We start from the raw sequence: 13,470 nt of genomic DNA, 5'->3' as shown, positions 1-13,470 counted from the left end.
GCACTAATCCTTCCTTTTGGAAGGCTTCGTGCCATTAAATGACTTCTGCTAATGTATAGATAACTAACCATAAATTAATCTATATCAGCAAATCTAAATGATTTCATTTTCATTGCTTTACGGGAAACCGTAAAGCAATGAAAATTTTATAATTATAAAAAAATGCTTGATGCATTACATAACTTTTTGAGCATAAAAATCTCATCGCCAAACTTCAACTACATAAAAAAGCCGTCTCGCAAAAACGAGACGGCTTCAATTTTTAATTAAAGTAGATTATAAAATATAATCGGTATTAATGAAATTAGATTCTTTACTGCTCAATAATTCCTGCAAAATAGCATTGTTATATTCATTGTCTTTAGATGCTACAAAGGTTCTAATCGAGAATGAACGCAAAGCATCGTGAATACTCAATGTTCCTACAGCTGAATCTTTTCTTCCTGTAAAAGGGAAAACATCCGGTCCTCTTTGGCAAGAACTATTCAAGTTTACTCTGCATACTAAATTTACTAAAGCATCAATGAGCGGTGCAATCGTTTTAATGTCTTTTCCAAACAAACTCACTTGTTGCCCGTAATTCGATTCAGCCATATCATTCAAAGGCTCTTGAATGTCTTTGAAAGAAATAATAGGTACAACAGGACCAAATTGCTCTTCGTGATACACGCGCATTTCTTTATTTATAGGAAATAAAACTGCTGGAAATATATAATTTGAAGAATGCTTCCCTCCTTTTTCATTGATTATCGCAGCTCCCTTACTGGTAGCATCATCAATCAATTCCTGAATATAAGCTGGTTTTTCTTTTTCAGGTAAAGGTGTCAAAAACACTGATGCATCCCACGGATTTCCAAAAACTAACGCATCAACTTTGGCAGCAAAACGTTTGTTAAACTCATCAGCAATAGACTCGTGTACATACAAGACTTTCAAAGCAGTACAACGCTGTCCATTAAACGATAAAGAGCCTGCAATACATTCTTGGATAGCCAAATCTAGATCAGCATCTGGAAGGATTATCGCAGGATTTTTTGCCTCCAAACCTAATATCAAACGCAATCTATTTTTATTAGGATGTTGGTCTTGTAATGCAATCGCTGATTTACTGTTTCCTATCAAAGCCAAAATATCTACTTTTCCGGATTTCATTATTGGCGAAGCCACTTCACGTCCACGACCATACACAATATTGATGGCTCCTTTTGGAAAACTGCTTCTGAAAGCTTCCAATAAAGGTGAAATCAATAAAACACCGTGTTTTGCTGGTTTAAAAATTACGGGATTCCCCATAATCAAAGCAGGAATAAGCAACGAGAAAGTCTCATTTAACGGGTAGTTATAAGGCCCAAGACATAGAACAACACCAAGCGGTCCTCTACGAACCATGGCATTTATTCCTTGCACTTTAGAAAAATGAGCGCTACGACTATTTAATTCTTTTAAACTGTCGATTGTATCATAAATATATTCTACAGTTCTGTCAAATTCTTTTTCAGAATCACCCAATGATTTTCCAATTTCCCACATCAATAATTTAACAACTTCTTTACGAGTTGTTTTCATTTGAGTAACAAAATTTTCCATGCATTTTATACGATCCGCCACTTTCATTGTAGGCCATAATCCCTGACCGTTATTATACGCTGCACTAGCTGCATTTACTGCTTCTAAAGCTTCAGTTTCTCCCATAAACGGGATTGAACCTAAAATAGTTGGGCCGTATTCTTCAGTAGATGAAATTGTTGAAAAAACCGGAGTGGTCTGGCCAGTCCATTTTTTTAATTCTCCATCAACTAAATAAGTATCTTGATTTAATAAAGTGCTAATTTGAAATTCTTCTGGTATTACATTCATACTAATGTATTTTATGTTTTAATTTAAGTTTTAAATAAACAAAGAGGCATTTGCCTCTTTACGTTTTATGGAGCAACTACTTCTCCATCCCATTCTATAATGCCACCAACTAAGTTATATGCATTTTCAAAACCCAGCTCATTCATTATTTCGCAGGCTTTTGCACTTCGCATTCCAGAGCGGCAGTACACATAATAGTTTTTTGTTTTGTCTAACGCTTCAATTTCAGAGATAAAACCTTGTCCCAAATGAATATCGATATTAATGGCATTGGCTATAAATCCTTCGTTAAATTCGGCTTCGGTTCTCACGTCTAAAATCACTGCGTTTTCATCAGCTTCAAACTGAGAAACCCAATCTTCTTGTGTTAAATTCATAATAGTGTTTTTTGTAAAAATACAACGTTTTTACCGAACACTAATCGCAACAATTGTTAATTAGATAATAATCTTTAGAAAACGTTTTCGCAAAACATTAACTATCAATAAACTATAAAATAGACATATATTTTTACGAAAAATAGCCTATTAAATCCATAGGAAACGAGTAAATAATTCATACCTAACCAAGGACTTGTATTTTTATTAAGTCCAAAAAATCCCATTCTATTTTGAGTTTTTTAAACTACATTTACAATACTAACGATAGAAAAAAGACTAAAAATGCTTGACCCAATAAAGAAAATTTTCCCTTCATTTTCTAATGAATTAGTGAAAGAAATAGAAGCTAGTGCAACTATTCATTCCTATCAGTCAGGTGATGTAATTATACGAACAGGACAGTATATCAAAAACACGGTTTTAGTAATTAGCGGAAAAATAAAAATTTACCGCGAAGATGAAAATGGAGGTGAATTTTTCATGTATTATTTGCAACCCGGACAAGCCTGCGCTATTTCTATGATTTGTGCTACAAAAAACGAAAAAAGCCAGATAATGGCTAAAGTTGTGGAAGATGTCGAATTAATAATGGTTCCGCTTCCTTTAATGGACAAGTGGATGATGCAGCACCGCAGTTGGTATGAATTTGTGATTAGTTCTTATCGCAGTCGTTTTGAAGAAGTATTGGAAGTTATTGACAGTATTGCATTCAGGGCAATGGACGAGCGCTTGGAATTTTATTTAAAACGTCATGCTGATGCTTGTGGCTGTAAAGAATTGAAATTGTCCCATCAAGAAATTGCATCTGAGTTGAATACCTCAAGAGAAGTAATTTCCCGTTTATTGAAAAAAATGGAACAACGCGGAATAGTTTCCTTACATCGCAATAACATTGAACTTTTAAAATAAAAGTAGCTCAATGAAGTCCATTTTTTGTAAATAAAATGGATAAAATGGTACTTCAAAAAAATTTAAGATGGAATATTTAGGCTATTTTGCTTCAATTATTATAGGACTTTCATTAGGATTAATTGGAGGCGGAGGATCTATACTTACTGTTCCTATTCTTGTTTATCTCTTTAAAATAAATCCAGAAACTGCTACCAGTTATTCTCTATTTATAGTGGGAATTACGGCTTTATTTGGCTGTATCAGTCACTATAAAATGGGAAATCTTAAAATTAAATCGGCATTATACTTTGCCATTCCTTCGGTTTTTTCGATACTGATCATTCGAGAAGTCATTTTCCCAAAAATAGCGGAAACTATTTTCTCTATTGCTTCTTACCAAGTATCAAAAAGTTTTCTGATAATGATTGTTTTTTCAGTACTCATGATAGCAGCGGCAATAGCTATGATTCGCAAAACAAAAACAGTACCGAATCCACCAAAAACAAATTATATACAACTGGGACTAATTGGATTTTTGATTGGAATTGTAACTGGATTTTTAGGCGCAGGAGGTGGATTTTTAATCATTCCTGCATTATTATTTTTTGCTAATTTACCAATGAAACAAGCCGTTGGCACCTCATTATTGATTATCTTTATAAACTCTAGTATCGGTTTTGGAGGTGATTTATATATTGGTACACCTATAGATTATTCGTTTTTACTGATGATTTCAAGTATGGCATTTATAGGAATGATTATTGGCATCAAACTGTCAAAAAAAATAGATGGAACTAAACTAAAACCAATCTTTGGTTGGTTTGTATTAGTAATGGGAATTTATATTATTATCAAAGAATTTTTCTTCAATTAAAAAATGGAATGTAACAATTGTCACTGTTTATACTAAAAAACAAAAGTACATTTGTACAACACAATTAAAAAACGCAGTCATGCAAATAGAACAAATATATACGGGATGTTTAGCCCAAGGTGCTTACTATATAACCTCAAATGGCGAAGCGGCAATTATTGACCCATTACGTGAAACACAACCCTATCTGGACAGATTGGACAGAGATGGTGTAAAACTAAAATACATTTTTGAAACTCATTTTCATGCTGATTTTGTTTCTGGTCACGTTGATTTGAGCAGAGAAACGGGCGCTCCAATTGTTTATGGTCCAAATGCGACTTGTGAATTTGAATGTATTTCTGCTAAAGACGGACAGGAATTTACCATTGGAAATATCAAAATAAAAGTATTGCATACTCCGGGACATACTATGGAAAGTTCTACTTTTTTATTGATTGACGAAAACGGAAAAGACCATGCCATTTTCTCAGGAGATACTTTGTTTATTGGAGATGTGGGAAGACCGGATTTAGCACAAAAAGCGGCGCACATGACACAAGAGCAATTAGCGGGGCTTTTATTTCATTCTTTAAGAGATAAAGTGATGACTTTGGCAGATGATGTGATTGTTTATCCGGCTCATGGTGCAGGAAGTGCCTGCGGAAAAAACATGAGCAAGGAAACTGTATCTACTATTGGCGATCAAAAAGCTACGAATTATGCGTTGCGTGCCAATATGACTGAATCCGAATTTATTCAAGAAGTAACCGAAGGTTTATTGCCTCCTCCAGCCTATTTTGGAATGAATGTAGCAATGAATAAAAAAGGATATGACAGTTTTGAAAACGTATTGGACTTAGGAATGCGCGCATTATCAGTAGTAGAATTTGAAGTGGCTGCCGAAGAAACTGGAGCATTAATATTAGATACCCGAAAAAATGGTGAATTTGCCAAAGGATTTATTCCTCAATCAATAAACATAGGGATTGATGGCGATTTTGCTCCTTGGGTAGGTGCTTTAATTGCCGATGTAAAACAATCCATTCTAATTGTTTGTGAACTGGGACAAGAGGAAGAAACCGTTACGCGTTTAAGTCGTGTTGGTTTTGATAACTTAATTGGTCATCTTGATGGTGGTTTTGATGCTTGGGCAAAAGCCGGAAAAGAAATTGATACCGTAAATAGAATCACAGCTGAACAATTTGCTGCAGCGGTGAAAATTGGTGAAAGCAAAATAATCGACATCCGCAAAGAAAGTGAGTATTGTGCTGAACATGTTGAAGAAGCCTACAGCAAGCCTTTAGCGGTTATCAATGAATGGATAAAGGATATCAATCCAAAAGAACATTTTTACCTGCATTGCGCAGGTGGATACCGCAGCATGATTGCGGCTTCGATACTGGAAGCTCGTGGTTTTAGAAATTTCACTGAAATTGAAGGCGGTTTTAATGCTATTGCAAAAACGGATGTGCCAAAAACAGATTTTGTGTGCCAAAGTAAAGTTTTGAAATAAAAACAATTTCAATGACAATGGCAATAACAATAGTAATGGCTATTTCAAAAAAATCAAATTATGGAAGATATAAAATGTTGTGTCGTTTCCTGTGATAAAACACTTGACGCATCTTATTGGGAATCGCAATACGAAGCCAAAACCACCGGTTGGGATTTAGGCAAAGTATCGCCTCCCATACAAATATATGTAGATACGGTTGCTGATAAAAATTGCAGTATTTTGATTCCTGGTTGTGGCAACAGCTATGAAGCCGAATATCTTGTCAAGCAAGGATATACTAACATTACTGTTGTCGATATTGCACCAACACCAGTTGCTGTTTTAAAAGAAAAGTTCAAAAACAATCCTAATATTCAAATCATATTGGGTGATTTCTTTGAACATCGAGGAAAATATGATTTAATTATCGAGCAAACTTTTTTCTGTGCTTTGCCTCCTTTTATGCGGCAAAAATATATGTGGAAAATGCATCAACTTTTGGCTGATGATGCAATTCTAGCAGGATTACTGTTCAATAGAACATTTGAATCCGGTCCCCCTTTTGGCGGAAGCAAAGAAGAATATGAAATGCTTTTCAAAGATGCTTTTGATTTTTTGAAAATGGATGTATCTAAAAATTCAATTGCACCAAGAGCGAATTCAGAGTTGTTTATCGAACTGAAAAAGAATAATCATGCTGTTGTGAATTTATATGAATTTGAAGGCATTACGTGCAATGAGTGTATGGAAACCATCATAAAAAAAGTGACTGCAATTGACGGTATATTAAATGTAAATATGAGTAATAATTTTGCTGAGGTACTAATAGTCAGTAAAAATGAAATTGCAATCGAAGCATTGCAACAAGTTATTTCTTATGATGAGAAATATAAAATCAAAAAAATAAACAAGTAAAACTAAATTCCTTTTTTCAAAAAAAAATGAAAGTATTATTATTTACAAATTGGCATGTTATGCGCTGGGTTCGTTTGGTGTTTGCCTTATTTTTATTTGCTCAAGCCTACATTTTAAAAGAATGGATGTTCATTGGTTTTGGACTATTTTTCTTGATTCAGGTCGTTTTTAATTTAGGCTGTGGTTCTAATGGTTGTACTATTCCTAACAATAAATACAATAAAAATGAATAATTTCGATACAATTATCAATTCAGACAAACCAGTCTTAGTAGACTTTTTTGCCACATGGTGCGGACCTTGCAAAATGCTAAGTCCTATTTTGAGAGAAGTAAAAGACAGCTTAGGTGATAACGTTTCCATCATTAAAATTGATGTGGACAAAAACCAGCAAATTTCTAGTCAGTATCAAGTTCGTGGTGTTCCTACCATGATTTTATTTCAAAACGGAAAACAATTATGGAGACAATCCGGTGTGCTATCCAAACAAGAAATTATTAAAATTATTTTGGAAAAAAAGCAATAAATAGCCCAAAGCATTTGCATCATGGAGGTTGTTTTTTGTTGTATCTGTTGAATTTTTGTGTACCAGTATTTTTTCAATAAAGTGGCATTTGAGTTTTGTTTTTGAACTTTCAGAATTTAACTATTATTTTTCCTAACTTAGTATCACAATGGAAAAACCACACCAATATAGACTTTCAAAATCCGAATCTTTATTTGTAAGAGGGCCTTTGACACGATTAAAAAACTTGTTTTTCACTTTCAAAGTTCAATACAACTTCATTAGAGCATTTCAAAAAATGCATTTTATTGGTCCTTGTGTTACCGTTTTTGGTTCAGCCAGATTTGGTCCGGAAACAGAACATTACAAAAGTGCTGAAAAAATTGGTGCCGAAATAGCCAAATTAGGGTTTACTGTAATGACTGGTGGCGGTCCCGGGATTATGGAGGCAGCAAATAAAGGTGCCTATGAAGCAGGAGGTTATTCTGTGGGATCCAATATTGTTCTTCCTATTGAACAAAAACCTAATCCTTATTTGCACAAATGGATTTACATTCCGTACTTTTTTGTGCGGAAAGTTATTTTAATAAAATATTCCTATGCTTTCATTGTAATGCCAGGAGGAATAGGCACGCTCGACGAATTATTTGAAGCGCTGACACTCATTCAAAATAAAATAATCAACAATTTCCCGATTGTAATTTTTGGCACTAAATATCACAAAGAGTTGTACCATCATATTCAAATTATGTCTCAAAATGAGAGCATCAGTCACGAAGATATGAGCCTGTTATTTGTAACGGACTCAGTAGAGGAATTGGTTGAACATATTAAAAAACATGCAATCAAAAAATTTGGTTTAAAAAAACAGGAGTACAAACCTAAACGATGGTTTGGATAAAAGACTTTAATTTTTCAACCATTTAAAAAGCACCTTTTCTAAGTTAGACCGTATAATGGGTTTCGAAATATAATCATCCATTCCGGATTCTAAACATTTTTCTTTTTCACCTAACATTATTCCGGCAGTTAGCGCAATTATAGGAACGTTGTTGTCTTTTTTTAACTGTTTAATTTCGGCAGTAGTTTCATAACCATTTTTATGTGGCATTTGAATATCCATTAAAATTAAATCCAGTTTTTCTTTTTTATACAATTTAATTGCCTTTTTACCATCCGAAGCTTCTAATATTGCACAACCCGGTAGTATTGATTTAAGTAATGTTTTTACTAAAAGCATATTGATTTTATTGTCCTCGACTACTAATATTTTCTTATTTGATAAATTTTTGATGGAAAGAATTCCTTCCTCCACCTCATCAGTATTACCTAATTTTTTTGATTTAAATTCATGATTTGATTTTTCTAATTCAACCGTAAAGAAAAACTCACTTCCTTCTCCATAATGGCTATTCAGTTCTAACTTACTGTTCATTAAAGCTAAAAGTTGCTTGGTAATAGCCAATCCTAAACCTGTTCCACCAAATTTCCGGGTAATTGTATTATCTTCTTGTATGAAGGATTGAAATATTTTTTCATGATTTTCATCTTTTATTCCAATACCAGTATCTTTAACTAAAAATTTCAAATGACATTGATTTTCGTTTTCTGAAGAGACAGTCCTAACGCTTAACGCAACAGATCCTTCTTTTGTAAATTTCATTGCATTTCCAATTAAATTCACCAAAATTTGTTTCAATCGAACAGAATCACACAGAACATAATTAGGAATTGTTGCATCAATATTTACAATTAAATCTATGTTGTTTATTTCTGCTTGATATTTAAAAATATCGATTACATGATGAATCAATTCAAAAAGATTAACCTCTTCAATATTTAATTCTAATTTACCAGATTCAATTTTTGAAAAATCTAAAATATTATTAATAATATCAATTAATATTGTACCTGATTCATGAACCGCATTCATATATTCAATCTGATTTTTATCGAGATTTGTTTTCATTAATAAATCCGTAAAACCAATGATCCCGTTCAAAGGTGTACGAATTTCGTGGCTCATATTAATCAAAAAACTAGATTTTGCTTTGTTAGCGGCTTCGGCTTGTTCTTTTGCTTTTGTCAGTTCAATTTCCAGTTTTTTTAACTCCGTAATCTCAATAAAACTAATCACAACTTCATCAATTTCATCGCTGGTTTTAAAAACAGGAAAACCATCCAATAAAAACCACCTCGCTTCGGTGCTGTCCGTATTAGTTATTCCGATAATAAAATTACTGATTGGTTTTTTGGTGCGAATAATCTGATTGACCGGATAATTTTCTAATGATAATGATTTATTATCCTCTTTTATAAATTTCCAAATTGGATCGGCTACATCCTTTTCTTTTAATTTTTCTTGACTGAACCCTATCAATTCGGAGGCCTTAGGATTCGAATAAATGATCGCAGTCTCTTTGTTGTGTACAATTATTCCAACATCCAAATTGTTTAATAATTCGCGATACCGCTCTTCACTTTCGCGCAAAGCTGATTCAGTTTCTTTAAGTTGAGTGATATCTAATGTCGTAATTAGCGCCTGCTCTTTATTCTCTAAAACGATACCTGTCAAATAAATATTTATTGAAATATCTTCATCCAAAAGTAATTCAACTTCACAAAACTCTTTTACCGTAGAGTGAAAAACTCTCTCTAAGAATTGATTAAAAACCGGCTTAGTAGCATTAGAAATAAAGAAACCAAATTGACTATTTACTAATTTAGATCGTTCTTTCCGCAGTAATTGTGAACCAGCAAGATTCATTTCGACGACTGTTCCTGATTTTGTTAATGTAAAGAAACCTGTAGGTGCAAATTCATACAATTCTGTATATTTTTGCTTTACAATTTCAGCTTCCTCTTTCGCAAGCATCAATTCTTCTTTTTGCATTTCAAGCTCAATCTGATGCACTTCTAACTCAAGAATCAGCTTTAAAGTGTCAACTTCTGAAAGTTTAGCTTTGTATTTTGATTCGTTAATGCGATGTAATTCTTCCGCTTTTTGTCTGATAATAAATCGGTCTTCGGTATTATTTTCGTTATTTTCCATTTGTGCGGCCTTTTTAAATACTACTAATTAAATTGTCTGAAATTGAAAATCATGCAACCTTTTATAACTTACATACAATGCTATACTGTTATTTCATGAATAAAAAACTGAATATTTTTTTGATTACCAATAAAATATACCGTGCTGATAAATTCGATATTTATTTTCTTATTATGGTTTGTTTCAATTTCCTTGAAAATAGAATGAAACGATTTTTTTTGGCTTAATTCCGTGAAAGTAGACTTGTTTATTATTATTTCTTTTAGAAATTCAACAGACCAAACTTCTTTTCCTATAAAATTCTCTTTGGTTCCCCCTATCAAATCTGTAAAAAAAGGATTTATTGCATTAATTTTTCCTGTTTCACCATCTACGAAAATAATTCCATCCTTCACTGATTCAAAAAGGTACTTGTAACGGGTTTCAGCATTGACTAAAGCCTCTTGAATAAATACTCGATCCGTAATGTCACGGATTATGCATTGAATAACTTTTTTATTATTGACTAAATAAACATTACTGACAAACTCAACATTTATTTTTCTTCCTTTCGCGGTTTCGAGCGGCAAATTTTCATAGCGAATAAATTCTTTTTTTTGTAATTCCGAAAATTTGTCTTTATTGGTCACAATGTCTTTCAGTGAACCTATTTCCCAAATTGATTTTTCAATTAACTGCTCGTGAGAATACCCTAACATTCCTACTAAAAAAGGATTTACATCGATTATTTTACCGGTTTCGTAATTCAGAATCAAAATTCCATCTTTGGCTGACTCAAAAAGACGGCGGTATTGATTTTCCATCTTAAGAGACTCTTCGGCAAGTTTTGCAGCTGTAATGTCAGTAAAAGTAATTACGATTCCATCAATACGATCGTCGAGCGTACGATACGGCATGATTCGAACGTAATAATACCTGCCATCAATAGTTTCGACTTCCTTTTGAATGGGTGTCAGCGTTTTGATAACCTCCAGTGCATTACCCACCATATCAGGATATTTCAAATCGCAGACTAAATCCGTAAAAGGTCTTCCGGTATCCGTTGCACGCAATTTGAATATTTTAGTGACTGGATCAGTAAATCGGCGGATATTTAATTCTTTGTCTAAAAAAAGAGTCGCTATTTCGGTACTGTTGAGCAGGTTTTTCATATCATTATTGGCCTGTTCAAAATCAACTAATTTGTTTTGTAACTCTGTATTAACTGTTTGAAGCTCCTCATTTAAACTTTGTAATTCTTCCTTTGAAGTAGTCAATTCCTCATTGGTAGATTGTAATTCTTCATTGGTTGACTGCAGTTCTTCATTCGTGGATTTGAGTTCCTCCTGAGAAGTTTGCATCTCCTCTCTCACGATGTTCAAATCTTCATTGCTGCGTTTCAGCTCTACTTCTAATTCTTGTTGTTTAAGATTCGCACTTAGTTTTCTTGATTTAGAAGTTCCCGAAACGGATTCAGTACTATTAGGAATGTCAGTAAAAACAACCATAATCATCCCTTTTACTGCATCTGGACTTTCTATTTGCTGTACCGTGAGATTAATAAAATGAAATCCTCCGTTTTCAACTATTTTGATATTATCAATATATATAGGTTCAAAACTTTGCTGTGCTTTCCGGAATGCTCCTGGCAGTTCATTACGCAATCCTTCGCGTGCCATTGCATGAACGTTCCAGTTTGCTTTGCCTGCAACAGGTTCTAAATATTTTCCGGTTCTGCCTGTAATGTATATGATGTCTCCTTTACTATTTACAAGCACGCTTGCTGGAGCAAAACGTTGTAGTATAATTTGATCCGTAAGTGTCTGAATGTTTTCAACGACCTTATTTTCTTTCATAGTATCAATGGTTACTCTTTTTGTTTGGGAATAGGAACTTGGAAAATTGGAGAATTCTGGAGAAACTGATTTTGAAATCCGTTTATAAAACTTCAGTTTAGAATCTACAATTTCAAATCCTTTGATGCTGCTTGCAATAGTCTCTGCACTACCAAGCATCATAATTCCTCCCTGATTGAGGCTATAATTAAATAGCATTATTAATTTATTTTGCAATTCCGGCTCCATGTAGATTAGCATATTGCGACAAGTCAATAGGTCTAATTTTGTAAAAGGAGGATCTTTAGTAACATTGTGAGGTGCAAAAACTATCATTTCACGAATGAATGTATTTACACGATAACCATCATTTTCAAGGGTGAAAAATTTAGTAATCCGCTCTGAAGAAACATCTTTTGTTATACTGGAGTTAAAAAATCCTTTTCGGGCTTTTTCAATAGACAAAACGTCTAAATCAGTAGCAAAAATTTGTAATTTTATTCTTTTAGGAGGGTGCATTTTTGATACTGCTTCTTCAAAAACTATTGCTAGAGAATACGCTTCCTCACCCGTTGAGCAAGCTGGAACCCAAGCACGCAACGTTGTACCGGTTGGTATATCTTTTATCATATTGGGGATAATTTCTTCTTTGAGTTTCTCCCAAACAGCGGGATCCCTAAAAAAACTTGTTACACCAATTAATAGTTCATTGAAAAGCAATTCAATTTCACTGGGATTTTCCTGCAAAAAACGCACATAGGTTTGTATTATATCAATGTGATGTATCCCCATTCTTCTTTCAATGCGTCGCATTAAGGTACTTTTTTTATACATCGAAAAGTCATGCCCAGTTTGATCCCGCAACAAGATTATAATTTTGTCCAGACTACTTTTTGATTTGATATGAATATCCGCTTCTGCTTGAATTTCGGGAAAATTGCACAGTAAATCCAACAGTTTAGCAGGTAATTCCTCGACAGGAGCAACAATATCAGCGATCACTGAATCTATGGCATTTCGAGGCATACTGTCAAACTTTGCAGATGCCGGGTCTTGCACTACCACAATTCCATTTTTTTCTTTAATGGTTTTTATTCCTAAACTACCATCGGAACCCATTCCGGAAAGAATGACACCAATACTTTTTTCCAGCCGATCCTGTGCTAAAGATTTAAGGAAAATATCGATAGGCAGTCGCAAGCCACGAGACTCTGAAGGAACAAATAAATGTAGTTTTCCGTTTAAGATTGACAAGCTTTTATTGGGTGGGATTACATAAACACAATTGGGTTTTACTTGGAGTGTATCAGTTGCCTGATGAACTTTCATTGTTGTCATTCTCTGCAATAACTCTGGCATTATTCCAACACGGGTTGGATCTAAATGCTGAATCACAATAAATCCCATACCAGTATTAATGGGCATATTTTTAAAAAATAATTCAAGTGCTTCCAGTCCACCGGCAGACGCTCCAATACCAATAATTGGAAAATCAGCGGCATTTGCGTCCGATACTCTTAAATTTGGTTTCAAATCTAACACTTTACCTTCCCCAAGGCCAGCTTGATTATTTTTTATCATCTTGAAATTTGAATTTCTCTATCTTATTATTCGGTGAGTCGGATTTATGTTTCAATAATTATACTTTTAATTTTGAGCACTATTTAACAGCAGGTTTACTATTCTTTTTAAAAACTTTTATCCTT

11 protein-coding genes are annotated in these 13,470 nt (G+C 33.7%); 7 read left to right on the top strand and 4 right to left on the bottom strand.

Annotated elements, in window-relative coordinates; all coding sequences use genetic code 11:
- Nucleotides 1–276: 276 nt before the first annotated feature.
- Together ACNQF8_RS10150 and ACNQF8_RS10145 are read right to left on the bottom strand one after the other, a co-directional pair.
- Nucleotides 277–1,857 carry an NADP-dependent glyceraldehyde-3-phosphate dehydrogenase gene (locus ACNQF8_RS10150; RefSeq protein ID WP_417952190.1) on the bottom strand — a complete coding sequence of 527 codons (1,581 nt, stop codon included), beginning with the start codon at nt 1,855–1,857 and terminating at the stop codon, nt 277–279.
- 65 nt (nt 1,858–1,922) lie between these two features.
- The gene (locus ACNQF8_RS10145; protein ID WP_417953297.1) at nt 1,923–2,234 is read right to left on the bottom strand and encodes a rhodanese-like domain-containing protein; all 312 of its coding nucleotides are present in this window, start codon (nt 2,232–2,234) and stop codon (nt 1,923–1,925) included.
- A gap of 285 nt (nt 2,235–2,519) precedes the next feature.
- Here ACNQF8_RS10145 and ACNQF8_RS10140 point away from each other — a divergent pair, with 285 nt between their 5' ends.
- The 7 genes from ACNQF8_RS10140 to ACNQF8_RS10110 all read left to right on the top strand — a co-directional run bounded on the left by ACNQF8_RS10140 (nt 2,520) and on the right by ACNQF8_RS10110 (nt 7,799).
- Entirely contained in the window at nt 2,520–3,146 is a 627-nt protein-coding gene (locus ACNQF8_RS10140) for a Crp/Fnr family transcriptional regulator (RefSeq protein WP_417952192.1), read from the top strand.
- A 67-nt stretch (nt 3,147–3,213) separates the two neighbouring features.
- Complete coding sequence (locus ACNQF8_RS10135; protein ID WP_417952193.1) at nt 3,214–4,002, top strand: sulfite exporter TauE/SafE family protein; 789 nt, start codon at nt 3,214–3,216, stop codon at nt 4,000–4,002.
- Between the two features lie 79 nt (nt 4,003–4,081).
- Nucleotides 4,082–5,497: an MBL fold metallo-hydrolase gene (locus ACNQF8_RS10130; RefSeq protein ID WP_417953298.1), complete on the top strand. Its 1,416-nt coding sequence runs from the start codon at nt 4,082–4,084 to the stop codon at nt 5,495–5,497.
- 60 nt (nt 5,498–5,557) lie between these two features.
- Complete coding sequence (locus ACNQF8_RS10125) at nt 5,558–6,394, top strand: methyltransferase domain-containing protein (protein WP_417952195.1); 837 nt, start codon at nt 5,558–5,560, stop codon at nt 6,392–6,394.
- 26 nt (nt 6,395–6,420) lie between these two features.
- Nucleotides 6,421–6,627, top strand: coding sequence for a hypothetical protein (locus ACNQF8_RS10120; RefSeq protein ID WP_315208337.1), 207 nt, complete (start codon nt 6,421–6,423; stop codon nt 6,625–6,627).
- Complete coding sequence (gene trxA / locus ACNQF8_RS10115; protein ID WP_417952197.1) at nt 6,620–6,919, top strand: thioredoxin; 300 nt, start codon at nt 6,620–6,622, stop codon at nt 6,917–6,919. Before ACNQF8_RS10120 ends, trxA begins: the two co-directional genes overlap by 8 nt.
- Before the next feature lie 148 nt (nt 6,920–7,067).
- The gene (locus tag ACNQF8_RS10110; protein ID WP_417952198.1) at nt 7,068–7,799 is read left to right on the top strand and encodes an LOG family protein; all 732 of its coding nucleotides are present in this window, start codon (nt 7,068–7,070) and stop codon (nt 7,797–7,799) included.
- Between the two features lie 6 nt (nt 7,800–7,805).
- Here the strand turns inward: ACNQF8_RS10110 and ACNQF8_RS10105 are convergent, their stop codons facing one another.
- Together ACNQF8_RS10105 and ACNQF8_RS10100 are read right to left on the bottom strand one after the other, a co-directional pair.
- Nucleotides 7,806–9,950 carry a hybrid sensor histidine kinase/response regulator gene (locus ACNQF8_RS10105; RefSeq protein WP_417953299.1) on the bottom strand — a complete coding sequence of 715 codons (2,145 nt, stop codon included), beginning with the start codon at nt 9,948–9,950 and terminating at the stop codon, nt 7,806–7,808.
- A gap of 80 nt (nt 9,951–10,030) precedes the next feature.
- Entirely contained in the window at nt 10,031–13,345 is a 3,315-nt protein-coding gene (locus ACNQF8_RS10100) for a chemotaxis protein CheB (protein ID WP_417953300.1), read from the bottom strand.
- Nucleotides 13,346–13,470: the final 125 nt, after the last annotated feature.

The sequence above is a fragment of the Flavobacterium labens genome, from assembly GCF_048286755.1.
Classification (GTDB): domain Bacteria; phylum Bacteroidota; class Bacteroidia; order Flavobacteriales; family Flavobacteriaceae; genus Flavobacterium.
This window is presented reverse-complemented; position numbering and strand designations above follow the sequence as displayed.

Excerpts from the sequence above, each read along its gene's own strand:
- ACNQF8_RS10150 (WP_417952190.1), bottom strand. The coding sequence starts at position 1,857 with ATGAATGTAATACCAGAAGAATTTCAAATTAGCACTTTATTAAATCAA.
- ACNQF8_RS10140 (WP_417952192.1), top strand. The coding sequence starts at position 2,520 with ATGCTTGACCCAATAAAGAAAATTTTCCCTTCATTTTCTAATGAATTA.
- trxA (WP_417952197.1), top strand. The coding sequence starts at position 6,620 with ATGAATAATTTCGATACAATTATCAATTCAGACAAACCAGTCTTAGTA.
- ACNQF8_RS10105 (WP_417953299.1), bottom strand. The coding sequence starts at position 9,950 with ATGGAAAATAACGAAAATAATACCGAAGACCGATTTATTATCAGACAA.
- ACNQF8_RS10120 (WP_315208337.1), top strand. The coding sequence starts at position 6,421 with ATGAAAGTATTATTATTTACAAATTGGCATGTTATGCGCTGGGTTCGT.
- ACNQF8_RS10135 (WP_417952193.1), top strand. The coding sequence starts at position 3,214 with ATGGAATATTTAGGCTATTTTGCTTCAATTATTATAGGACTTTCATTA.
- ACNQF8_RS10145 (WP_417953297.1), bottom strand. The coding sequence starts at position 2,234 with ATGAATTTAACACAAGAAGATTGGGTTTCTCAGTTTGAAGCTGATGAA.
- ACNQF8_RS10110 (WP_417952198.1), top strand. The coding sequence starts at position 7,068 with ATGGAAAAACCACACCAATATAGACTTTCAAAATCCGAATCTTTATTT.
- ACNQF8_RS10130 (WP_417953298.1), top strand. The coding sequence starts at position 4,082 with ATGCAAATAGAACAAATATATACGGGATGTTTAGCCCAAGGTGCTTAC.
- ACNQF8_RS10100 (WP_417953300.1), bottom strand. The coding sequence starts at position 13,345 with ATGATAAAAAATAATCAAGCTGGCCTTGGGGAAGGTAAAGTGTTAGAT.
- ACNQF8_RS10125 (WP_417952195.1), top strand. The coding sequence starts at position 5,558 with ATGGAAGATATAAAATGTTGTGTCGTTTCCTGTGATAAAACACTTGAC.